Source organism: Sphingobium sp. B8D3B (assembly GCF_025961875.1).
In the GTDB taxonomy this organism is placed as follows: Bacteria; Pseudomonadota; Alphaproteobacteria; order Sphingomonadales; family Sphingomonadaceae; genus Sphingobium.
The window spans coordinates 575,736-598,973 of record NZ_JAOQON010000001.1; the positions used below are offsets into that span (position 1 = coordinate 575,736).

The window sequence follows — 23,238 nt, forward strand, 5'->3', positions numbered from 1 at the left end:
TTGCAACCATGCTGTCCGCCGACGAGCGCATCGCCATCACCCGCGAAATGATCGCGCGCTACAATCGTCAGGATGCCGACGCCTATGTCGAGTTGATGACGGACGAGGCCTGCGAGGCGAATTATCGCGGTGCGGTCGTGCGCGAAGGCAAGGAAGGGACCCGCTCGGGCCTCGCCGCCGCTTTCGCCAAATGGCCGCAGAACCATGCGGAGATCGTCGAGGCGCAGGCCATCGGCAATTATGTGCTGATGCGCGAGCATGTCACGCGCGGCCCGGCCAGCGATGGCTCGGAGCTGGTCGAGCCGTTCGACGTGATCGCAGTCTATTCATTCGAGGGCGACAAGGTGTCGCGCGTGGAGTTCATTCGATGAGGGGCGACGCAACACCCGTCTGGTTGCATATCCTGGTGCTGAGCCTTGCCGGCATGGTGCTGATCGTGCTGGACCGCATGGCCGATGTTCCTGATGGCGTGGTCGCCGGGCTGGCATGCGCCACGGTCTATTTCTGGCTGACCTTCGGCGCGCCGGCCTACAGCAAGCGGATCCGCGAGAATGGCTGACGCGCCCCAGATCCCCGATGAAGCCGAAGTCCGCGCCCGCTGGGGCGGTTTCGCCTGGACGCCGGAAAATGCCGAGCAGGCCAAGAAGGTCATCGCGCGCTATCCCGAGGGACGCCAGCAGTCGGCAGTGATGCCGCTGCTCGATCTCGCCCAGCGGCAGGTCGGTGCGGAGACGAACACGCAGGGCTGGTTGCCGATTCCGGTGATCGAATATGTCGCCGCCCAGCTCGATATGCCGTTCATGCGCGCCTATGAAGTCGCGACCTTCTACACCATGTACAATCTGGCGCCGGTCGGCCGGTTTCATGTGCAGGTCTGCGGCACGACGCCGTGCATGCTGCGCGGCAGCGACGATGTGCTGGACGCCTGCGCCAAGCGCGGCCTGAAGAAGGGCGCAACGACCGCCGATGGCCTGTTCACGCTCACCGAGGTCGAGTGCCTCGGCGCCTGCGCCAATGCGCCGATGGTCCAGATCAACGACGACAATTACGAAGACCTGACCTTTGAGAGCATGACGGCGATCCTCGACGATCTCGCGGCCGGCAAGCAGCCCAAGATCGGTCCGCAGATCGACCGCCAGACCAGCGCGCCCGAGGGCGGGCCGACTGCGACGAAGGCGATGGTCACCGAGAATCATGATTATCGGGGGGAATGGTAATGGCTGACGAAACGCCCGCCGCGCCGCCGCCCTTTGTCGGCCCGCTGGAAGACAAGGACCGCATCTTCACCAACGTCCATGGCTATCAGGACTGGCGCATCGACGCCGCCATGAAGCGGGGCGATTGGGACAATACCAAGAAGCTGCTGGAAATCGGCCAGGATGGCATCATCGACATCATGAAGGCCTCGGGCCTGCGTGGTCGCGGTGGCGCCGGCTTCCCGACCGGCATGAAGTGGAGCTTCATGCCCAAGGAAAGCAAGGACGGGCGTCCGAGCTTCCTGGTCATCAATGCGGACGAGTCCGAGCCGGGCTCGTGCAAGGACCGCGAGATCATCCGCCACGATCCGCACAAGCTGATCGAGGGCGCGCTCGTCGCCGGCTTCGCGATGCGCGCGCGCGCCGCCTATATCTACATCCGTGGCGAGTTCATCTACGAGGCGAAGGTGCTCTTCGCGGCGGTGGAAGAGGCTTATGCCAAGGGCTTCCTCGGCAAGAATGCCTGCGGCTCGGGCTATGATTTCGACGTGTTCGTGCATCGCGGGGCAGGGGCCTATATTTGCGGCGAGGAAACCGCGCAGATCGAGAGCCTCGAGGGCAAGAAGGGCCAGCCCCGCCTCAAGCCGCCATTCCCGGCGGGCGCGGGCCTCTATGGCTGCCCGACCACGGTCAACAATGTCGAGAGCATCGCGGTTGCGCCGACGATCCTGCGGCGCGGCGCCGGCTGGTTCTCCAGCTTCGGTCGCGAGAACAATCGCGGCACCAAGCTCTTCCAGATCAGCGGCCATGTGAACAAGCCATGCGTGATCGAGGAGAGCATGAGCATCCCGTTCCGCGAGCTGATTGATCGCCATTGCGGCGGCATTCGCGGCGGCTGGGACAATCTGCTGGCGGTCATCCCCGGCGGCTCTTCGGTGCCGCTGGTGCCGGCTGCCGAGATCATGGACGCGCCGATGGATTTCGATGGCCTGCGCGCGCTCGGCTCCGGCCTCGGCACGGCAGCGGTCATTGTCATGGACAAGTCGACCGACATCGTGCGGGCGATCGCGCGGCTCAGCTACTTCTACAAGCATGAGAGCTGCGGCCAGTGCACGCCGTGCCGCGAAGGCACCGGCTGGATGTGGCGCGTGATGGAGCGGCTTGTGCGCGGCGATGCCGAGGTGGAAGAGATCGACATGCTCTTCCAGGTCACCAAGCAGGTCGAAGGCCACACCATCTGCGCGCTCGGCGACGCAGCCGCCTGGCCGATCCAGGGCCTCATTCGCCATTTCCGCCCCGAGATCGAGCGCCGCATCGCGGCCAAGCGCGGCGGCGCCCCTGTGCTGGAGGCAGCGGAGTAATCATGCCCACAGTCAAAGTAGACGGCATTGACATCGAAGTTCCCGCCGGAGCGACCGTGCTTCAGGCGTGCGAGCTGGCCGGCAAGGAAATTCCGCGCTTCTGCTATCATGAGCGCCTCTCTATTGCGGGCAATTGCCGCATGTGCCTTGTCGAGGTGAAGCCCGGGCCGCCCAAGCCGCAGGCGAGCTGCGCGCTGCCAGCGGCGGACGGTCAGGAAATCCGCACCGATAGCGAGATGGTGAAGAAGGCCCGCGAGGGCGTGATGGAGTTTCTGCTCATCAATCACCCGCTCGATTGCCCGATCTGCGATCAGGGCGGCGAGTGCGATCTGCAGGACCAGTCCGTCGCTTATGGGCGTGGCCAATCGCGCTACGACGAGAACAAGCGCGCGGTCACCGAGAAATATATGGGCCCCATCGTCAAGACGGTGATGACCCGCTGCATCCAGTGCACCCGCTGCGTGCGCTTTGCCGAGGAAGTGGCCGGCGTGCCGGAGATCGGCGCGATCTATCGCGGCGAGAACATGCAGATCACCACCTATCTGGAGCATGCCGCCAAGAGCGAGCTTTCCGGCAATGTGGTCGATCTTTGCCCGGTCGGCGCGCTGACGTCCAAGCCCTATGCTTTCGAGGCACGGCCCTGGGAGCTCAAGAAGACGCTCGCCATCGACGTCATGGATGCCGTGGGCACCAACATCCGCATCGACAGCCGCGGCCGCGCCGTGCTGCGCGTGCTGCCGCGCGTCAACGATGATGTGAACGAGGAGTGGGCGAGCGACAAGACCCGCCACGCCGTTGACGGGCTGATGCGCAAGCGGCTGGACAAGCCCTATGTTCGCAAGGATGGGCAGCTTGTCCCCGCGACATGGGACGAGGCCTTTGCTGCCATCGCTGCCGTGGCGAAGAGCGCGAACGGTTCGGTCGCGGCGATTGCCGGCGATCAGCTCGATTGCGAGACGATGTTCGCCGCGCGTGAACTGGTCCATGGCCTTGGCGGTTCGCTGCTGGAAGGTCGCCAGGGCGGCCTCGATTATGACGTCTCCAGCCTTTCGGCGGTGAATTTCAATTCGACGCTTGCTGGCATCGAGACGGCGGACGCGATCCTGCTGGTCGGCACCAATCTGCGCTGGGAAGCGCCGCTGATCAACACGCGCATCCGCAAGGCCATCAAGAAGGGCGCCAAGGTCTGGACCATCGGGCCTGACGTGGACCTGACCTATAAGGTGACCTCGCTCGGCAATGATGCCGCGCTGCTCGCGAACCTGCCCAAGGACGTGCTTGATGCCTTCGCTGCGGCCAACCGCCCGGCGCTCATCATGGGCGGCGGTGCGCTGGCGGCCACGGGCGTGCACGGCGCCGCGCTGGCGGCTGTGAGCACGCTCGGTCTCATCAAGGCTGACTGGAACGGCTTCAACGTCGTCCACATGGCGGCTGCACGGATGGGCGGGCTGATGCTCGGCTATGCGGCACAGGGCGGCGTGAAGGCGATCGCGCAGAGCGAGCCCAAGCTGCTGTTCCTGATGGGCGCGGACGATGTGCCGTTCGATCTCTTCGGCAAGAGCTTCAAGGTCTATGTCGGCCATCATGGCGACAAGGGCGCCCATGCAGCGGACGTGATCCTGCCCGGCGCGGCCTATACCGAGAAGGCCGGCACCTATGTGAACACTGAAGGTCGCGTGCAGCGGGGCGACAAGGCCGTGTTTGCACCGGGCGATGCCCGCGAGGACTGGACGATCCTGCGCGCGCTTTCTGATGTGCTGGGCAAGACGCTGCCGTTCGACAGCTTCGAGGCACTGCGCGCGGCCATGTACGCCGCCGTCCCCGCGCTGGCGCAGGAAGGCCTGGTCGAATTCGGCTGGTCGGCCCCGTCGCTGGCGAGCAATGCGAGCGGCCCGATCAGCCTGCCGATCAAGGACTTCTACCTGACCAACGCCATCTGCCGGGCCAGCCCGACGATGAAGCGCTGCTCGGCAGAACTGGTCATGGGTGAAGAGTTCGCGGAGGCCGCGGAATGACCGAGTTTTTCCAGACCTATCTGGGCACGGGCTTCGGCTGGTTCGTCGCCAACCTGATCCTCATCCTGCTCATCGCGCTGCCACTCATGCTGGCGGTGGCGATGATCATCTATGCCGACCGCAAGATCTGGGCGGCGATGGCGCTGCGTCGCGGTCCCAACGTCGTCGGTCCCTTCGGCCTGCTCCAGTCCTTCGCGGACGGCCTCAAGGTCTTCCTGCAGGAAACGATCATCCCGAGTGCTGCCAACAAGGGCCTGTTCATCCTCGCGCCGATCATCACCTTCACGGTGGCGCTGCTGGCCTGGGCGGTCATTCCGTTCGATGCCGGGATGGTGCTGGCGGACATCAATGTCGGCCTGCTCTATATTCTCGCGATCAGCTCGCTCGGCGTTTACGGCGTGGTGATCTCGGGCTGGGCGTCCAACTCCAAATATCCCTTCTTCTCGGCGATGCGAGCCAGTGCGCAGATGATCTCCTATGAGGTCTCGATCGGCTTCGTGCTGATCAGCGTCGTGCTCTGGTCGGGCAGCTTCAATCTCTCGACCATCGTCGAGACGCAGCGTAGTTATTATGGCTTCCTCAACGGCCATGGCTTCAATCCGCTGCTCTTCCCGATGGCCGTGGTGTTCCTCATCTCGTCCATGGCGGAGACGGCGCGGGCGCCCTTCGACCTGACCGAGGCGGAATCCGAGCTCGTCGCCGGCTACCAGACCGAATATTCGTCGATGAGCTTCGCGCTCTTCTGGCTCGGTGAATATGCCAATGTCATCCTGATGTGCCTGCTCAACGCGCTGCTCTTCTGGGGTGGCTATTTGCCGCCGGTGGACTGGGCGCCGCTTTATATTGTGCCGGGCATCATCTGGCTGCTGGCGAAGACCTTCATCTTCTTCTTCATCTTCAGCTGGGTGAAGGCGACAGTGCCCCGCTTCCGCTATGACCAGCTCATGCGGCTGGGCTGGAAGGTCTTCCTGCCGCTCTCGCTCTTCTTCGTATTCCTCGTGTCCGGGTTCCTGATGTTGACCCGCTATGGAGGCGGCGCATGATTGCGCATCTCGTCAAATCTTTCACCCTCTGGGAGTTTTTGAAGGCGCACGCTTTGACCTTGAAGTATTTCTTCAAGCCAAAGGCGACCATCAACTACCCCTATGAGAAAAACCCGATCTCGCCCCGCTTCCGCGGCGAGCATGCGCTGCGCCGTTATCCCAATGGCGAAGAGCGCTGCATCGCGTGCAAGCTGTGCGAGGCAATCTGCCCGGCGCAGGCGATCACCATCGAGGCGCAGCCGCGCGACGATGGCTCGCGCCGCACGACGCGCTACGATATCGACATGGTGAAGTGCATCTATTGCGGCTTCTGCCAGGAAGCCTGTCCGGTCGATGCGATCGTGGAAGGCCCGAACTTCGAGTTCGCCACGGAAACCCGTGAAGAACTCTATTACGACAAGGCGAAACTGCTCGCCAATGGTGACAAATGGGAGCGGGCAATCGCGGCGAACCTTGCCGCCGATGCCCCCTACCGTTAAGGCGCCGCGAAGGGACCAGAGGGGGACGTTTTGACCGTTCAAGTTTTCGCCTTCTACCTGTTCGCGAGCATCGTCGTGGCATCCGCCACGATGGTCATTCTCGCGCGCAATCCGGTGCACAGCGTGCTCTGGCTCATCCTGGCGTTCTTCAACGCGGCGGGACTCATGGTGCTGCTCGGCGCCGAGTTCGTCGCGATGCTGCTCGTCATCGTCTATGTGGGTGCGGTCGCCGTGCTCTTCCTCTTCGTGGTGATGATGCTCGACATCGATTTCGCGGAGTTGCGAGCGGGATTCGTCAGTTATTTCCCGCTGGGCGGCGCGATCGCGCTGATCCTGCTGGTCGAGCTGGTGCTCGGCATCGCCATCTGGCAGGCTGGTGAGGTCACGCTCGCGCAGCGGTCTGCGCCAACACCGACGGACATGCCGAACATCCAGGCGATCGGCGCGCTGCTTTACTCGCGCTACATCTTTCTGTTCGAGGCGGCCGGGCTCATCCTGCTCGTCGCGATGATCGGCGCCATCGTGCTGACGCATCGCGCCCGGGGCGGCGTGCGCTCGCAGGACATTGGCAAGCAGGTCCGCCGCCGGCCCGAGGATGCCGTGCGCAACATCGATCAGCCGGTGGGCAAGGGGGTAGAGCTGTGAGCCTCTTCCGCATCAACGCTCCGTTCGTGTCGAGCGTCGTCGAGACACGTCGCGCACCCCGCTTCTCGGCCTTGGCCTGTCCTGAGCGCCTGCCTGAGCAGGCAGTCGAAGGGCTCGAAGCGAACGGAAAGGGAGGTCTTTCCGCATGATCGGCCTGGGTCATTATGTCGTCGTCAGCGCGATCCTGTTCGTGCTCGGCGTGCTCGGCATCTTCATCAACCGCAAGAACATCATCGTCATCCTGATGGCGATCGAGCTGATCCTGCTGGCGGTGAACATCAATCTCGTCGCGTTCAGCGCCTATCTGGGCGATCTGGTCGGGCAGGTCTTCGCCATGTTCGTTCTGACGGTGGCCGCCGGTGAAGCGGCGATCGGTCTGGCGATCCTCGTCATCTATTTCCGTCAGCGCGGCACCATTGCCGTCGACGATGTCAACCAGATGAAGGGCTGATCGCGTGATCTCAATCATCGTCTTCGGTCCGCTGCTGGCCGCGATCATCGCGGGGCTGGGCCAGCGCGCCATCGGCAATGTGCCGTCCAAGATCATCACGACGGGCGCGCTGTTCCTCTCCTGCGCGCTGTCCTGGCCGATCTTCATCTCCTACCTCACCGGCAATGCGCAGCCGCAGATTGTCGAGCTGTTCACCTGGATGCGCTCCGGCACGCTGGACGTCAGCTGGGCGCTGCGGGTGGATTCGCTCACGGCGACGATGCTCGTGGTCATCACCAGCGTCTCCGCGCTCGTTCACCTGTATAGCTGGGGCTATATGGACGAGGACCCGGATCAGCCGCGCTTCTTCGCCTATCTCTCGCTGTTCACCTTCGCGATGCTGATGCTGGTGACTGCCAATAACCTGCTGCAGATGTTCTTCGGCTGGGAAGGCGTGGGCCTGGCCTCCTATCTGCTGATCGGTTTCTGGTACAAGAAGCCCTCGGCGGGCGCTGCGGCCATCAAGGCGTTCGTCGTCAACCGCGTCGGCGACTTGGGCTTCATGCTTGGCATCTTCGGCATCTATCTGGTGTTCGGCACGATTGACATTCCGGCGATCCTGGCGGCGGCCCCGACCATGGCCGGCTCGACCATCGGTTTCCTCGGCCATCGCTTCGATACCATGACCGTCCTATGTCTGCTGCTGTTCATCGGCGCGATGGGCAAGTCCGCGCAGCTCGGCCTCCACACCTGGTTGCCGGACGCGATGGAAGGCCCGACGCCGGTCTCCGCGCTCATCCACGCCGCGACCATGGTCACGGCCGGTGTGTTCATGGTCTGCCGCCTCTCGCCGCTGTTCGAGACGAGCGCGACGGCCATGGCGGTGGTTACCATCGTTGGCGCGGCAACCTGCATCTTCGCCGCCACCATCGGCACGGTGCAGACCGACATCAAGCGCGTGATCGCCTATTCGACCTGCTCGCAGCTCGGCTACATGTTCTTCGCTGCCGGCGTCGGCGCTTATGGCGCCGCCATGTTCCACCTGCTGACGCACGCCTTCTTCAAGGCGCTGCTGTTCCTTGGTGCCGGCTCGGTGATCCATGCCATGCATCATGAGCAGGACATGCGCTATTATGGCGGCCTGCGGAAATCGATCCCGATCACCTTCTGGACAATGTTGCTTGGCACGCTGGCCATCACCGGCGTCGGCATTCCCGGCACCTATTTCGGCTTTGCCGGCTTCTTCTCCAAGGATGCCATCCTGGAGAGCGCCTTCGCGGCGGGCGGTCATGGCACGGGCGCGTTCTTCGTCGGCGCCTTCGCGGCGCTGCTCACCAGCTTCTACAGCTGGCGCCTGATGTTCCTGACCTTCTGGGGCAAGCCCCGCTGGGCAGGCAGCGAGCACATTCAGCACGCTGTGCATGATGCCCATGGGCATGATGCCCACGGCCACGGTCATGACGACCATGCCCACGCCGAAGCACATGGCCATGCCGAGCATGGCGCGGATAATCCGCCCGCGCAGGAAGATGCGGGTCATGATCCGCACGGCCATGGCGTCGATGCGCAGGCGACCGGCACGGCAGGCTATCACCCCCATGAGAGCCCGCTGGTCATGCTCATCCCGCTGATCGTGCTGAGCCTTGGTGCGGTGCTGGGTGGCTATGTGTTCTACTACAGCTTCTTCGGGGTCGAAGAGGGCGCCCGCTTCTGGGCGGCCAGCACGCTCTATTTCAACGAGCATCTCGTCCATGCCGCGCATGAAGTGCCGTTCTGGGTGAAGGCGACGCCGGCCGTCGTCATGCTCACCGGCCTCGTCATCGCCTGGCTGGCCTATATCCGCCACACCGACTGGCCGGCCAAGTTTACGGCGCAGTTCTACATGCTCTACGATTTCCTGCTGCATAAGTGGTATTTCGATGAGTTGTACGATCTCATCTTCGTTCGCCCGGCCATGTGGCTTGGCCGCGTCTTCTGGAAGGGCGGCGACCAGGGGGTCATCGATCGGTTCGGTCCCAATGGCGCGGCGGCGGTCGTCGTCGCCGGCAGCCGGGTCACGCGGGCCATGCAGTCGGGCTATCTCTATTCCTATGCGCTGGTGATGCTGATTGGCCTCGCCGCGGCAGTCACCTGGGCGATCATGCCGAAATGAGCCAGAGCTTCCCCATCCTTTCGCTGATGCTCGCCGTTCCGATGATCGGCGCCATCGCCTGCCTGTTCGTCTCGGCGCAGTCGGCGCGCTGGATCGCGCTCGCCGCGACCCTGATCGACCTGGTGCTGGGCGCTATTCTCTGGCTGAGCTTCGACATGACGCCCGGTGCGGCGGAGTGGCAGTTCACCGAATATGCGCCGATCTTCGGGCGGTTCGCCTGGGCGCTGGGCATAGACGGCATCGCGCTGATGCTGATCGCGCTCACGGTGTTCCTGATGCCGATCTGCATCGGCGCGAGCTGGGAATCCGTGAAGGACCGCGTCGGCGAATATATGGCGGCGTTCCTGTTCATGGAGACGCTGATGATCGGCGTCTTCGCGGCGCAGGACATCTTCCTCTTCTACATCTTCTTCGAGGCCGGCCTCATCCCGATGTATCTCATCATCGGCATCTGGGGCGGCGCGGACCGGATCTACGCCAGCTACAAATTCTTCCTCTATACGCTGCTCGGCTCGGTGCTGATGCTCATTGCGATGCTGTGGATGGTCCGCACGGCCGGCTCCACCGCCATTCCGGAGCTGATGGCCTATGACTTCCCGCCGCACGCGCAGACCTGGCTGTTCCTCGCCTTCTTTGCCAGCTTCGCGGTGAAGATGCCGATGTGGCCGGTCCACACCTGGCTGCCGGATGCGCACGTGCAGGCGCCGACGGCAGGGTCGGTCATCCTCGCCGGCGTGCTGCTGAAGATGGGCGGCTATGGCTTCATCCGCTTCTCGCTGCCGATGTTCCCGGTCGCCTCGGCCGAACTGGCCTGGCTGGTCTGGGGCCTCTCGATGGTCGCGGTGGTCTACACCAGTCTCGTCGCGCTGGTGCAGAGCGACATGAAGAAGCTGATCGCTTATTCCTCGGTCGCGCACATGGCGATCGTGACGGTCGGCCTGTTCGCCTTCAACCAGCAGGGCGTCGAGGGCGCCATGATGGTGATGCTGGGCCACGGCCTGGTTTCCGGCGCGCTCTTCCTGTGCGTGGGCATCATCTATGATCGCCTGCACACCCGCGAGATCAGTCGCTATGGCGGCCTTGCCGTCAACATGCCGAAATATGCGCTGCTGTTCATGCTCTTCACCATGGCCTCCGTTGGCCTGCCGGGCACGAGCAACTTCGTCGGCGAACTCTTGTCGCTGATGGGCATCTATCAGGCATCGAGCTGGGTCGCACTGGTCTGCACCACCGGCATCATCCTGGGCGCCGCCTACATGCTGTGGCTCTACCGGCGCGTCGTGTTCGGCGATCTGGTCAAGGACGACGTCCGCGCCATGCCGGACCTCTCGGCGCGTGAAATGGCGCTGCTGGTGCCGATTGCCGCTGCGGTGCTGTGGATGGGCGTCTATCCCGAGAGCTTCCTGGCGCCGATGCGCGGCAATGTCGCCAGCATCGTGGCCCGCACCGAGGCAGTGAAGCCCGCCGGTGACGCCCATCTCACCAAGGGCACGGGCAAGGCCGCAACAACACATCACGAAGAACACGCCGAGGGGGCGCACTGATGGATAGCCTGGGCGTATTTGCTTCGGTCCTGCCGGAAATCACGCTGACGATCTCGGGCCTGGTCCTGCTGATGGTCAGTGCCTTTGCAGGCGATAGCGCCGGTCGCACGGTGAGCTGGCTCTCGGTGCTGGCGCTGGCCCTGGCCGGGCTGCTGCTCGCCACGCCGGCGGTGAATGCCGGCGGCCTGATCTTCGAGGGTCTCTACCGCGCCGATGCCTTTGCGAGCTTCGCCAAGGCACTGATCTTCTTCGCGGCTGCGGCCTGCATCGTCGTGGCACCGCGCTTCTTCGATGGCGACGGCGGGCTGCGCGCCGAATATCCGGTGCTGATCCTCTTCTCGTCCATCGGCATGTCGATGATGGTGTCGGCGGCCGATCTGCTGACACTCTATATCGGCCTCGAGTTGCAGAGCCTGGCCGCCTATGTGCTGGCGAGCTTTGCCCGCAAGGATTCGCGCTCGGCAGAAGCGGGCCTCAAATATTTCGTGCTCGGCGGCCTCGCGAGCGGCATCCTTCTTTATGGCATGTCGCTGCTTTATGGCTTCTCCGGCACGACCAGCTTCACTGGTGTCGCTGCAGCGATGGCCGATGGCCTGAGCACCGGCGAGATGTTCGGCATGGTGTTCGTGCTGGCTGGCCTTGCCTTCAAGATCAGTGCCGTGCCGTTCCACATGTGGACGCCCGACGTGTATGAAGGTGCGCCGACGCCGGTTACCGCCTTCTTCGCCAGCGCACCCAAGGTCGCCGCGCTCGCGCTGACGGTGCGCGTCGCGATCAGCGCGATGGGGCCGAGCGGCGTCGCCTGGCAGCAGATCATCATCTTCATGGCCTTGGCGTCCATCGTGCTGGGCGCCGTTGCGGCGATCAACCAGCCCAACATCAAGCGGCTGTTGGCTTATTCCTCGATCAACAACATCGGTTTCGCGCTGATCGGCCTGGCGGCCGGCACGGCCGAAGGCGTTGCAGCGGTGATGAGCTATCTGTTCATCTACATCATCATGACGGTCGGCAGCTTCGTCTGCGTGCTGCAGATGCGGGATGAGGACGGCAATCCGGTCGAGACGATCGCGAGCCTTGCAGGCCTGTCGCGCTCGCGGCCGGGTCTGGCGGCTGCGCTGGCGATCTTCATGTTCAGCCTGGCGGGTATTCCGCCGCTGTTCGGCTTCTGGGCCAAGTTCCTGGTGTTCGATGCCGCCGTGGGTGCGGGCCTCACGCCGCTGGCCGCCATCGGTATTGCCGCCTCGGTGATTGGTGCCTTCTATTATCTCAAGGTGGTCAAGACGATGTACTTCGACCAGCCGGCCGAGCCTTATGGCACTGCCCGCAGCCCGCTGGAATACGGGCTTATGACCGCCTGCGCAGCGATCATCGTGGTGGGCTATCTGCTCAACCCCTGGCTCGACCGGGCGAGCGCGGCTGCTGCAGCTTCGCTGTTCTGAGACCGCCGCGCGTCGCCTCCCGAGCGGGGCGACGCGGCGGTGCCCAATGGGCGCGTCGATGACCCTCGATCACCGCATGGCGTCAAAGGGGCGTGGCTAGATGGCGCACGCGCGCATCCATGTCGTGTCGGAAACCGGCTCCACCAATGCCGATCTGCGCGCGCAGGCCGACAGCTGGCCGGATGGGCACTGGTTGCGCGCCGAGCGCCAGACGGCGGGGCGGGGGCGGCTCGGGCGCGCGTGGCAGAGCCCGACGGGCAATCTTTACGCGTCGACCCTGATCGCGCTGCAGCCGGGTGATCCGCCTGTCACCGGCATCAGCCTGATGATGGGGATCGCGGTCCATGACGCGCTTTCAAGCCTCGCAGAGAATGCGCCGATCCTGCTGAAATGGCCCAATGATGTGCTGGCGGATGGCGCCAAGCTTGCGGGCATGTTGCTGGAGCGGGAGGGGCAGGGGATCATCGCGGGGGTGGGGGTCAACATCGCCACCGCGCCCCCGCTCGCCGACCGCCCGACTGTGGCGCTGAATTCACTGCCGGGCGGGGCCGGCCTCACTGCCGAGGCGGTTCTCGACGCGCTGGTTCTTGCGGTCGACCGCTGGCTGCCACGCTGGCGCGCCGAGGGGATGAGCGCGCTCGTCCCGGCCTGGCTTGCGCGGGCGCATCCCATCGGCACGCCGCTGGTGGTGACGGGCGCGGGGAGCGCCCCCGTTCACGGGCGCTTTGCTGGCCTGCGCGACGATGGTGCGCTGATGCTGGCCTGTGAAAACGGGACACAGGCGGTCGTGCACAGCGGCGATGTCGGCATATTGCCTTGAATTCGGCGCTGGAAACGCGCAACGCCGCCTGAGAGGATCAGCCCATGTTGCTAGCCATCGATGCCGGAAATACCAATGTCGTCTTCGCGCTGATCGCGCCGGATCGCACGATCCGCGCGCGCTGGCGGATCGCCACCGATCCGCGCCGCACCGGCGATGAATATGCCGTGTGGATCAACCAGCTGCTCCAGCTCGAAGGGCTGGGCATGAAGGATGTGACGGCGGTGATCGTCTCTACCGTCGTGCCGCGCGCGATGCACAATCTCGATACGCTCGCCCGCAAATATTTCGGCGTCGAGCCGCTGATTGCCGGCAAGCCGCCGGTGGAGTGGCACATCAATGTGGACGTGCCGATGCCGCAGACGCTCGGCGCGGATCGCGCGCTCAATGCCATCGCCGCCCATGACGCTTATGAAGGCGATCTGATCGTCATCGATTTCGGCACCGCGACGACCTTCGACTATATCGATTATACCGGCGCCTATAAGGGCGGGATCATTGCGCCGGGCATCAACCTGTCGCTCGATGCGCTGGTGAACAATGCCGCGAAATTGCCCCGCATCGCCATCGAATCCCCGCGCAACAATGATTCCGTGATCGGCCGCACCACGGAAGACCAGATGCTGATTGGTGTTTTCTGGGGATATGTGGCAATGATGGAGGGGCTGGTCATGCGGATGCGCAAGGAGATCGGCCGTCCGGCGACTGTCCTTGCCACCGGCGGCCTCGCCATTTTGTTCGACCAGAAGACCGATCTCTTCGATGCCATCGTGCCGGATCTCACATTGACCGGCCTGGCACTCCTTTATGAACGCAGCGGAAAAAGTGCATGACGCCAGGCGATGAACTTCTCTTCCTGGCCCTTGGTGGGTCAGGCGAAATCGGCATGAATCTCAATCTCTATGGCTGTCGTGGCAAATGGTTGATGGTGGATCTGGGGGTGACCTTCTCCGATCCGTCCTTCCCCGGCATCGATCTCATCATGCCGGACACCGCGTTCATCGAGGAGCGGCAGAAGGATCTGCTCGGCATCGTGCTCACTCATGGGCATGAGGATCACATCGGCGCGGTGCCCTATCTTGCGGCCGATCTCGACGTGCCGATCTATGCAACGCCGTTCACCGCAGGTCTGGTGCGGGGCAAGCTTGCTGAGGAAGGTCTGACGGACAGCGTGACGCTGCATGTCATCCAGGAGGACGAGAGCTTCACGCTGGGCGATTTCCGGATGCGCTATCTGCCGCTGGCGCACTCCATCCCGGAGGGCAATGCGCTGCTGATCGAGACGCCCTTTGGCCGCATCTTCCATACCGGCGACTGGAAGCTCGACGATGAGCCCCAGATCGGCGTGCCCTCCACAGCGGAAGAACTCAAAGCCGTCGGTGACGAGGGCGTATTGGCGCTCGTGTGCGACAGCACCAATGTCTTCAATCCCGAGGCCAGCGGCTCGGAAGGCTCTGTGCAGGCCGATCTGCTGAGCACGATTGCCGGCGCCAAGGGCAGGGTGGTGGTGACCACCTTCGCCAGCAATGCCGCACGCCTACAAACGCTGGCCAATGTAGCGCGGCTCACCGGCCGCAAGCTCTGCGTGGCGGGGCGCTCGCTCGATCGCATCATCACCATCGCCAAGAGCTGCGGCTATCTGCAGAATCTCCCGCCGATGCTGGACTTCGACGCGATCATGGCAGTGCCGCCGCGCGAGGCGATGATCATCGCCACCGGCGGCCAGGGCGAATCCCGCGCCGCGCTCGCCCGCATCGCGACCGATCAACACCCGATCAAGCTGGATACCGGCGACACGGTGATCTTCTCGTCGCGCAAGATTCCCGGCAACGAGCTGGCCATCGGGCGCATTCAGAATGCGCTGGCGGCCAAGAATGTAGTGATGATCACCGAGAACGATGCGCATATCCACGTCTCCGGCCACCCCGGGCGGCCCGAGCTTGCGGCAATGTATGGCTGGATCCGGCCCGAGATGATCGTGCCGGTGCACGGCGAACTGCGCCATATGGCCGAACAGGCGCGCTTTGCCGCCGAGCAGGGCATCGAGCGCGGCATCGTGCAGACCAATGGCGACATCATCCGCCTCGCGCCCGATGGGCCGCACAAGATCGGCGAGACGCGCGCCGGGCGCCTCGTGCTGGATGGCGACGTGATCCTGCCGGCCGATGGCAACACCATGAACGAGCGTCGCAAGATCATGATCCACGGCCATATGAGCGTGGGCCTGGCGATTTCCGCGAAGGGCAAGATGCTCGGCGCGCCGGATATCCGCACAAAGGGTGTGCCGGTGGAGGATGATCGCGAGCAGTTCCTGGCCGATGCGGCCAAGGCTGTGGGCGCAGTGGTTGCCAAGGGCAAGGCGAGTGGCGACGTCGAATCCGTGCGGGAAGCAGTGCGCATCGGCGCGCGGCGCGTGGCGTTCGAGTGGACTGGCAAGAAGCCGATCGTCGACGTGACGATCGTGCAGGCCGGCTGAGGGAGGCGAGGATGCAAATCGGCTCCGCGCTGGCGATCTATTTTCTGATCTGGTTTCTCAGTCTGTTTCTGGTGTTGCCGTTCGGCGTGCGCACCAGCGACGAGCTTGGGAAGGAGAAGGTGCCGGGGCAGGCGGACAGCGCGCCCCACGAGTTTCGCTTTTTCCGCATGATCCTGCGCACGACGGTGCTTTCCGCCCTGTTCTTCGCTTTGTTCTACGCGAACTGGGAATATGGCTGGGTGACCATCCGCAGCTTCGACGGGTTTCTGAACGCGCCGGAGAGCCTCCGGCAATAAGCGGGGAGGCGGGCGCGCGGTTTCAGCCGCGCGCCCCGCTCAGTTCGGCCTCAATTTGGCCGAAGCCGGTCGATGCCCTGTGCAAGCGCGACGTAGAGCTTGCCGATATCCGACGAGATCATTGTCAGCGCCAGGGTGCTGCCATCCTTGGCGGCCATCACCGTGCGCAGCAGCATTTCGAAGTCGCGGATGTAGCGGTTCACATGCTCGCGGAAGGTGGCATCCTCCTGATAGAGGGCGTGGATCTGCTTCGCCTCTGCATTGTTGACCAGCTTGGTCGCGCGCCGTGCGAACAGGCCCTGGTCGCCCTTGAGATAGGCGTTCCAGTCGCTGTCCGAGACATCCTTCTCGAACCATTTGCCGACATCGATGGCATGCTCGCCCAATGCGCCGATGAGCATGGCCGATCGTTCGGAGATCAGGTCGCGGTCCTGCGTCTCCAGCTTCTCGCGATGTGCGCTGATGGCGAGGTCGAGCGTCTTGCCGGCTTCGGCAAGGGTCAGCATGTCGCCGCTCAGCTTGTGCGTTGCCTTCTGGGCGGTCTGCGCAGCCTCGTCGGCCGCCTGAGCCAGCCGAGCCAGTTCGGTCGAGACGGTGGCCTCGACCACCTGCCGGATGGCCTTGTCGCTGGCCTCGGCGAGACCCTGCGCGGCTGCCGGGATCACGCTGTCCATCGCGTCGCGCGCGCGTGAGGCAGCAGCGTCGGCGGCATTGCGGACTTCGCCCAGCGCTTCCGCCAGGCGCGGGCCGACCGTCTCGCCAAGCACCTCCATGCCCCGGCCTGCCTGCTCGACCGCATCGGCCAGCGCGGCGATCTGCTGGCGCTGCGCGGTAAGGGCATCCTGAGACTTGCACAAAGCCTCAGTGAGCACGCTGAGCTGGGTGTTGGTCGCCTTGTCGGACTCGCGCAACTGGCTGACGACGCCGGTTGCCACCGCTTCCACGGCTTCAAGCGCAGGCCCTGCCGTGCGGATGCGTTCGTGCATCGTGCCAAGCTGGCTTTCAACCCGGCCGATCGCGGCAGGCAGGCTCTCGTCCAGCTCGCGCACGCTGCTGTCGAGGGCGAGCAGCAACGCTTCAGTGCGCTGGATAAGCTGACCGGCATGGCCATCGCCGCGCCCCAGAGTCTCGATCAGGGCCTGGGTTTCCCCTGACAGCCGGCTGAGCGTGCCGGAAAGCTGCTGGGTGCGGGCGAGAGAGGCCTGCTCCAGCGCATCGAACGAATGGGCAAGCGCGGTCGCCTGCTCGCTCGTCTGGGTCAGCCATTGCGCGCTCCTGCCGGTCTGCCCTTCCAATCGGGCATCGAGACCGTCGAGCAGGGCTTCCATCTCGCGGCAGGTGGACGCGAAGCGATCCAGACCGCCGCTCGATGCGCGATCGATCGCTGCGGCGCTCTGTTCGACGAGGGCGGCCAGCGCGGCATTCTGCGCATCAAGGCGCTGCTCCGTCGCATCGAGCACGGATTTCACGCGGTCGATGGTGAGGTCGAGACGGGCGGAGGAGAGTTCGGAGAGGTTGGTCAGCTCTTCTCCCGCGTCATGCGCGCCGTCACGCAGCCCGGAGATCTGCGCCGAGAGCGCCTTGCCGGCATCGGTGAGCTGCAGGCGGACTTCCTCCGCCACCAAAGCTGTCGCTTGCAACTGATGATCAAGCGCGTCGTGGCGCTGGCCCAGATCGCCACCGACCCGTGCGAGCGTTTCGCCCAGCGTCGCTAGCCGGTCCTCCAGCTTGGGCAGCGTATCGACCATCGCGGCGAGGCGGTCGCCGACGGCAGTCACGCGCGACAGCGAGGTCGTGCTGTTCTGGCCGAGCAGGTCGGTCTGCGCGGCGATGTCCGTCATGGATCGGCGCAGGGACTCGCTCGCCGCCTCGGCTGCCCGGGCGGTTTCGCGGGTCTGGCCGGCAAGCTGGCCGTTCACGTCAGTGAGCATGGTCAGGGCCTGGCGCGCTTCACTGGTGATTTGCGCGGCGTCGTCGGCGCTGATCGAGGCGGCCGCCGCAGCCGGGCGTCGCATCAGGATCACGGCGAGGCCGCCAAGGATCAACAAGGGTGCCGTCGCGACTGCGATCAGGTTGATCAGCCATGCGGAGCGCGCGCCGATGTCCGGATCGGTCCCACTGGCGACCACAAGCGCGACCCAGCCGACGGCAATGACCCCCAAACCCCACAATGCGGCTTTCCGCGCGGGGCTGAGCGGTTCGCGCTCTTCGGCGCCGCTTGCGAAGGATGTGGCCATGCCTTGATCTCCCCCAGAAGAACGATCGGGAAAGGCGGGCGAGTCCCAGCCTGCATCCGACTCGTTGCGGCGCGAGACGCCGTCCTGTTTCACGTGTTCTGGCCCCTTATTGATGCCGCTAATCTGGTCGATATCCCGCCCATCCGTACCGTTTTGGGACGGATTTTCGACTTTTCGGGCGTCGGACATGGCATTTCCTTAACATGTTCCCTCTGAGGGGGAACCCGGTTTTACACTCTGTTCACCTTTCGAAGGTTATCAGATTGCCATGGCATATGATCCTGGCACGCTCGAAGCAGCCCTTGCTGCGGCAGTCGGTTCCGACCGTGCGCTCATCGCGGATTTGCGTCGCGCATTCCTCGAGAGCGCAGGCCGGCAGGTTGATCTTCTCGCCCGTTCCCGCTGCGATGCGAACTGGACGATGGCGGCGCTACGACTCAAGGGGCTCTGCGCCAGCTTTGGCGTCAACCGCCTGATGAACCTCGCCGATGAAGCGCTGGTGGGCGCGCCGGGCGATCCGGTCATCCTGCGGCGCATCACCCAGGCGCTCGCGACGGTCGGGGCGGAAAACGAAGACTGACAGCCCGACCGTATGTGTCGGCTGATTACTCTCCAGGCAGCCCCATGTGTCGAAACGGGGGCCTTGCAATCAGGCCACCGCATTGCCAGACAGATTGTCTGTGTCGAATGTCGGTCTCTAGGTAGCATCCATGGTGCTGGTCGCTCTGCTCAGTGCGCGCAATGCCGCACGGGACGGTCTGCAGTCGCCCGTGTCATCGGCGCTGCTGGATTTTGGCGGCCAGAGCCTCATCGAATATCAGGCGCGGCTGGCGCTGGGCGCGGGCGCGGAAAAGCTCATCATCCATGCCGATGCGGTGGCGGCCGAGGCGGACTTGCCCGGCCTCACCCGCATGGCCGATCATATCGCGCGGGAGACCGATTGCCCGGTAAGCGTCGTGCGCGACATGCCGGAACTGGCCCGCACGATTGCGCCGGAAGACCTTGTTCTGCTGATGGCGGAAGGGGCGGTGATCCCCTCAGAAGCGCTCGACGCCCTGACGATCAGCGGGGGCGAGGCGGTGCTGGTGCTGCCCTCTGGCGCGAGCACGGCCAGCTTCGAGCGGCTGGATGCCAGCAGCATGTGGGGCGGGGCGTTCTGTGTTTCCGGGGCCCGGCTGCTCGCAACGCTGGATATGCTGGGCGAGTGGGATCTGGTGCTCACCTTGCTCCGTCGCGCCGTTCAGGATGGCGTGGAGCGGATCATGCTGCCGCCCGAGCCGGTGCTGCAGGGGCGGTTGGCCTTCCTCACCGATCAGTCCAGCGCCGATTTGGCGCTGAATGCGCTGAGCGATTACGCCCCCGACGCGAGTTGGCGCGATGGCGGCGGCGTTGCGGCCTTGCTTGCGCCGCTCTCGCGTACGTTGCTGCGCGAGTTGATGCACCGGCAGGCGGAACCGGGACATATCGCGCTGCTTGCCGTGCTGCTGTGCGCGGGCAGTGTGGCAGTGGGGCTCAGCGGATGGGCTTTTCCGGCGCTGCTCCTCATGCTGCCCGCGCTCGGCATTGCGGCTCTGGCAAATCGTTATGCCCAGCTGACCCTGCGCGCGACCGGTCGGCGTTGGCCGCTCGCGCTGGTGCAGGGCGGCGCGCTGCTGCTGTTGGGCATGACCGGTTTGCGCGCGGCGGGAGCGGACCCGCTGGCGCTCACCACGGTGCTGTTCGTGCTGCTGTTCCTCACTCTTTTCACCTTCGGGTCGGAACGAACCCCGCCCACTGCGCTTTGGGAAGTGCAGCTTCGTCCCGGCGTCCCGGCGGCATTGCTGATGGTGCTGGCCGGCGTTATCGTCGGTTATGTGGGAATAGCCTTTGCGCTGCTCGGCTGGGTTCTGGCCGGTCTGCTGGCCGCGCGACTGTTCCATGTGGGAAGGTCCGAATTTTAGGGCCTGTTAAGCCTGTTTGGCTAGGGATGGGGCATGACGGGCGTGGGTGAACCGGTTCAGCAACGCCAGGGCGGCGAGCGGGAAGGCGCGGTGTTTGCCGCGCGCTTTGCTCGTGGGCTGGCGCTGGAGGTTCGCCATGGTGCCGATCTCGCGCGGCTGGCCGACGATGCGCCGGGCCGCTGGACCGATGCCTTGCTGGCCGAAACGCGCATCCATCTTGCCGGGCTGATGAACGCGGTCGAACAGGCGCTGGTCGCCGGACTCGCCCGTGAGCCCGTGGCCTCGGCCTCCGGCATGCCCGATACAGGCTATGCGCGGCAGGCGATCGAGCGGGACATCGCCGTGCTTTCGCCGGACCTGCTGCGCCATCTGCGTCATCGCGCCTGCGTGTCGCTGCTGATGCGGCAATATCGGCTCGAGGGTCGCCATGGCGATCGCTCGCGGCTGGAGAGCGAGGCCAGCGATAATGGTCGGTATCTCGATGCACTGGCTGGCCTCGCGCTGGCGGAGCGCAACTGGTGCGGGCCGATGTTGCTCGCCGCAACGATGCTGCCGGACCTGCCGGCCGAGCTCTATCACGATCTCGTGTGGACCGTCGCGGCCCTGCTGGTGAACGGGAGTAGCACACAAGCCGCCGGCACCGATCCCATGCTGACGACGGCCATTGCGCGCGCTGCCGAGGGGCTGATTGCCCGTCATGATGAAGGGCAGGGCGCCATCGCACAGGCCCGCCGCTGCGCGCGTGCGCTTAATTCGGATCAACGCTTCGCCATCGCCCCGCACGCGCTGGCGGAAGCACGGCTGCTGCTCTTCGCCGCCATCGTGGAGTGCGAGGGCGGCATTGCGCTGGACGAGGTGCTGGAGGCGCTGATCGGCCCGCAGGAGCGCGATCGCTTTGCCCTGTTGCGGGTCATGGGCGTGGACGATCCCGGCGCTTTTCAGGTCGCAGAGATGCTCGGCCCGGTCACCGGTCTCGCCGAAGGGGGCGATGCCGCGCTCGTCGCTTTCGTCGAGGGCTACCGCGCCTTTGACGCGGAACAGGCCATGCAATGGCTGCTCGACCGGATGAACCCGCGCGCGCTGGCGGACAAGCTGGCTCTGCTGGACGGCCGATGACAGTCGCGCCCCCCGGCACGGAGCCAATCCTGGCGCGGCTGGACGGCGACGGCCGCATCATCTCGGCCGACGCGCCGCTTGCGCGGTTGCAGGCCGATGCAGGCGGCGATCCGCATGGGCCGCTCGCCATTCCTGCGCTGGCCGCGCTCGTCCGCCTCGCCGCGCGGCTGCGCATACCGATTTCCCGCGCGGTGCAGGCGGCTCAGGGCGAGGCCGATCTCAGCATGTGGGTGCAAATCCGTCCCGAGGCGGACGGCTATGCCATGTCCATCGTCGACTGGCAGGTGCGCGCTCCGCGTCAATGGCCCGGTGAACTGGGCGTGCTGATGGCGCGCCGTCTGGCGCCCGCCGAGCCGGGCTGGCCGTGGCAGGTGGATACGCAACTGCGCTTCCGGCAGGTCGCTGCCGAGGCCGCCGCCATCGGGCATGAGCCGCCTCGCGATGGCGAGCCGCTGACGGCCTATTTCCGCCTCGATGCGATCATTGCGGACGATGTGTCGCCGATGCCGCTGGTCGAGGCGCTGGCGCTGCGCATGCCATTTACGGACCAGCATGCGCGCCTGCGGGCCGACGATGCCGTCTTCTATCGCATATCCGGCGAGCCGCTGTTCGATGAGCATGGCGCGCTGATGGGCTATCGCGGCCGCGCCGTGCCGCAGGAGAGCCAGCCCGCACAGGAACCCCGCGTCGAGGCAGAGGCGCCGTCGGCGGAGATCCACGATCTCTTTGGCGATGGCATGTTCGATGCCGGCTTCGCCCCCCGGCTGGACCGCGCCCTGCGCCAGCCGATCGGGCGGATCATCGCCAATGCCGGCAGCATTGCCGCGCAGGCCCATGGTGAACTGCGCGAGGAATATGCAGGCTATGGCGCGGACATCGCCCAGGCCAGCCGCCATCTGCTCGATCTGGTTGACGACCTATCCGATCTTCACGCCATCGAGCGCCCCGATTTCCGGGTGGCGAAGGAGCGCGTCGATCTGGCCGATCTGGCACGCCGCGCGGCCGGTCTGCTGCATGTCCGCGCTGGCGAGCGCGGCATCCGTATCCAGACCCCGCCGTTGGGGGAGAGTGCTATGGCCTGCGGTGAGTATCGCCGCGTGCTGCAGATTCTCGTCAATCTCATCGGCAATGCGGTGAGGCATACCCCGCGCGACAGCACCATCTGGGTCCGCGTCGATAGCGAGGGCGGGCGCGCCCGCGTCGTCGTTGCGGATCAGGGCGGCGGCATCGACCCCGCCGATCACCAGCGCATTTTCGAGCGGTTCGAGCGGCTGGGTCTCTCCGGCGGGGATGGTAGCGGGCTGGGGCTCTATATCTCCCGCCGTCTCGCACGCGCCATGAACGGCGATCTGACGGTGGAAAGCGCGCTGGGGCAGGGCGCCCGTTTCACGCTCGATCTGCCGGTGTGGGCGGACGCCTAACCTGAGGCGTAGCGCTCAGGGTACCCGCAGACCTCGCAACTCATAGCCGATCGACTGTTCGATTTCGCAGGTCTTGCGAACGGCTGGCAGCGCCATCATCCGGTCGTAATGGGCGGTGAGGCCCGGCCAGTTCTCCACCGGCAGGGCGAGCGTGTGTCGCATCCGCCAGAATAGACGGAAAAGGTGGATGTCGGCCACCGAAAGCCTGCCGCCTACCGCCCATTCCTGACCCGCAAGCCGATGCTCCGCCTGTTCGAGCGCAGCCTCCGCGCGCTCTTGCCCGGCAATGAAGGAGGGATGCAGCGTCGACGCGGCGAACGACATCCATGAGAGAGCCTGCGCGGTGCCCATGGGATCATCCGGCAGCAGCCCTGCCTCCGGAAAGCGCCGCGCGAGATAGAAGAGGATGGCCGCCACTTCGGTCAGCGTGCCCTCCTCGGTCACCAAGGTCGGCACCTTGCCCTCGGGGTTGATCGCGAGATAGGCCGGCTCGGCCTGTTCGCGCTTGGCGAAGGAGAGGGAGCGCAATTCAAACGGCGCACCGATGTGCACGAGCGCGATGTGCGGCGCCATCGAGCTGGCGCCCGGGGCGATGTAGAGCGTGAGCATGGGTTGTCCTCCCTGATGC

General features: G+C 65.0%; 22 protein-coding genes. 20 read left to right on the top strand and 2 right to left on the bottom strand.

What is annotated here, in order from left to right:
- Window positions 1-8 precede the first annotated feature (8 nt).
- The 16 genes from M2343_RS02650 to M2343_RS02725 all read left to right on the top strand — a co-directional run bounded on the left by M2343_RS02650 (window position 9) and on the right by M2343_RS02725 (window position 15,896).
- Window positions 9-371 (top strand): nuclear transport factor 2 family protein, encoded by a 363-nt coding sequence (locus M2343_RS02650; RefSeq protein WP_264574893.1) that lies wholly within the window; start codon window positions 9-11, stop codon window positions 369-371.
- Window positions 368-559 (top strand): hypothetical protein, encoded by a 192-nt coding sequence (locus tag M2343_RS02655; RefSeq protein ID WP_181560082.1) that lies wholly within the window; start codon window positions 368-370, stop codon window positions 557-559. The genes M2343_RS02650 and M2343_RS02655 overlap by 4 nt, the downstream gene beginning before the upstream one ends.
- Window positions 552-1,217 carry an NADH-quinone oxidoreductase subunit NuoE gene (gene nuoE / locus M2343_RS02660; RefSeq protein ID WP_264575497.1) on the top strand — a complete coding sequence of 222 codons (666 nt, stop codon included), beginning with the start codon at window positions 552-554 and terminating at the stop codon, window positions 1,215-1,217. The genes M2343_RS02655 and nuoE overlap by 8 nt, the downstream gene beginning before the upstream one ends.
- Complete coding sequence (nuoF, locus tag M2343_RS02665) at window positions 1,217-2,557, top strand: NADH-quinone oxidoreductase subunit NuoF (protein WP_264570753.1); 1,341 nt, start codon at window positions 1,217-1,219, stop codon at window positions 2,555-2,557. Before nuoE ends, nuoF begins: the two co-directional genes overlap by 1 nt.
- Before the next feature lie 2 nt (window positions 2,558-2,559).
- Window positions 2,560-4,572 carry an NADH-quinone oxidoreductase subunit NuoG gene (nuoG, locus tag M2343_RS02670; protein WP_264575498.1) on the top strand — a complete coding sequence of 671 codons (2,013 nt, stop codon included), beginning with the start codon at window positions 2,560-2,562 and terminating at the stop codon, window positions 4,570-4,572.
- Window positions 4,569-5,615: an NADH-quinone oxidoreductase subunit NuoH gene (gene nuoH / locus M2343_RS02675; protein WP_264573153.1), complete on the top strand. Its 1,047-nt coding sequence runs from the start codon at window positions 4,569-4,571 to the stop codon at window positions 5,613-5,615. The genes nuoG and nuoH overlap by 4 nt, the downstream gene beginning before the upstream one ends.
- Window positions 5,612-6,094 carry an NADH-quinone oxidoreductase subunit NuoI gene (gene nuoI, locus M2343_RS02680; RefSeq protein WP_264570750.1) on the top strand — a complete coding sequence of 161 codons (483 nt, stop codon included), beginning with the start codon at window positions 5,612-5,614 and terminating at the stop codon, window positions 6,092-6,094. Before nuoH ends, nuoI begins: the two co-directional genes overlap by 4 nt.
- A 30-nt stretch (window positions 6,095-6,124) precedes the next feature.
- Entirely contained in the window at window positions 6,125-6,739 is a 615-nt protein-coding gene (locus tag M2343_RS02685) for an NADH-quinone oxidoreductase subunit J (RefSeq protein WP_264575499.1), read from the top strand.
- Between the two features lie 145 nt (window positions 6,740-6,884).
- On the top strand, window positions 6,885-7,190 hold the full coding sequence (gene nuoK / locus M2343_RS02690) for an NADH-quinone oxidoreductase subunit NuoK (protein WP_181560075.1): 306 nt from the start codon (window positions 6,885-6,887) through the stop codon (window positions 7,188-7,190).
- 4 nt (window positions 7,191-7,194) lie between these two features.
- Window positions 7,195-9,321, top strand: a complete 2,127-nt coding sequence (nuoL, locus tag M2343_RS02695) for an NADH-quinone oxidoreductase subunit L (protein ID WP_264575500.1) — start codon at window positions 7,195-7,197, stop codon at window positions 9,319-9,321.
- On the top strand, window positions 9,318-10,865 hold the full coding sequence (locus tag M2343_RS02700) for an NADH-quinone oxidoreductase subunit M (protein WP_264575501.1): 1,548 nt from the start codon (window positions 9,318-9,320) through the stop codon (window positions 10,863-10,865). Before nuoL ends, M2343_RS02700 begins: the two co-directional genes overlap by 4 nt.
- The gene (gene nuoN, locus M2343_RS02705; RefSeq protein WP_264575502.1) at window positions 10,865-12,304 is read left to right on the top strand and encodes an NADH-quinone oxidoreductase subunit NuoN; all 1,440 of its coding nucleotides are present in this window, start codon (window positions 10,865-10,867) and stop codon (window positions 12,302-12,304) included. The genes M2343_RS02700 and nuoN overlap by 1 nt, the downstream gene beginning before the upstream one ends.
- Window positions 12,305-12,404: 100 nt before the next feature.
- A complete protein-coding gene (locus tag M2343_RS02710) occupies window positions 12,405-13,124 on the top strand; it encodes a biotin--[acetyl-CoA-carboxylase] ligase (RefSeq protein WP_264575503.1) in 720 nt (239 codons plus the stop codon).
- 44 nt (window positions 13,125-13,168) lie between these two features.
- On the top strand, window positions 13,169-13,957 hold the full coding sequence (locus M2343_RS02715; RefSeq protein WP_181560070.1) for a type III pantothenate kinase: 789 nt from the start codon (window positions 13,169-13,171) through the stop codon (window positions 13,955-13,957).
- Entirely contained in the window at window positions 13,954-15,600 is a 1,647-nt protein-coding gene (locus M2343_RS02720) for a ribonuclease J (RefSeq protein WP_264575504.1), read from the top strand. Before M2343_RS02715 ends, M2343_RS02720 begins: the two co-directional genes overlap by 4 nt.
- An 11-nt stretch (window positions 15,601-15,611) precedes the next feature.
- The gene (locus tag M2343_RS02725; protein WP_264570743.1) at window positions 15,612-15,896 is read left to right on the top strand and encodes a DUF1467 family protein; all 285 of its coding nucleotides are present in this window, start codon (window positions 15,612-15,614) and stop codon (window positions 15,894-15,896) included.
- Between the two features lie 50 nt (window positions 15,897-15,946).
- On the opposite strand, the gene M2343_RS02730 is transcribed toward M2343_RS02725, so the two are convergent.
- Complete coding sequence (locus M2343_RS02730; RefSeq protein ID WP_264575505.1) at window positions 15,947-18,133, bottom strand: hypothetical protein; 2,187 nt, start codon at window positions 18,131-18,133, stop codon at window positions 15,947-15,949.
- A 268-nt stretch (window positions 18,134-18,401) separates the two neighbouring features.
- Here M2343_RS02730 and M2343_RS02735 point away from each other — a divergent pair, with 268 nt between their 5' ends.
- The 4 genes from M2343_RS02735 (at window position 18,402) to M2343_RS02750 (ending at window position 22,610) form a co-directional block, all read left to right on the top strand.
- Entirely contained in the window at window positions 18,402-18,713 is a 312-nt protein-coding gene (locus tag M2343_RS02735; protein ID WP_264570741.1) for an Hpt domain-containing protein, read from the top strand.
- A 130-nt stretch (window positions 18,714-18,843) separates the two neighbouring features.
- The gene (locus tag M2343_RS02740) at window positions 18,844-20,073 is read left to right on the top strand and encodes a hypothetical protein (RefSeq protein WP_264575506.1); all 1,230 of its coding nucleotides are present in this window, start codon (window positions 18,844-18,846) and stop codon (window positions 20,071-20,073) included.
- Window positions 20,074-20,106: 33 nt separating this feature from the next.
- On the top strand, window positions 20,107-21,189 hold the full coding sequence (locus tag M2343_RS02745; protein WP_264575507.1) for a hypothetical protein: 1,083 nt from the start codon (window positions 20,107-20,109) through the stop codon (window positions 21,187-21,189).
- Window positions 21,186-22,610, top strand: a complete 1,425-nt coding sequence (locus tag M2343_RS02750) for an ATP-binding protein (protein ID WP_264575508.1) — start codon at window positions 21,186-21,188, stop codon at window positions 22,608-22,610. The genes M2343_RS02745 and M2343_RS02750 overlap by 4 nt, the downstream gene beginning before the upstream one ends.
- Before the next feature lie 15 nt (window positions 22,611-22,625).
- On the opposite strand, the gene M2343_RS02755 is transcribed toward M2343_RS02750, so the two are convergent.
- Complete coding sequence (locus M2343_RS02755; protein WP_264575509.1) at window positions 22,626-23,219, bottom strand: glutathione S-transferase family protein; 594 nt, start codon at window positions 23,217-23,219, stop codon at window positions 22,626-22,628.
- Window positions 23,220-23,238 lie beyond the last annotated feature (19 nt).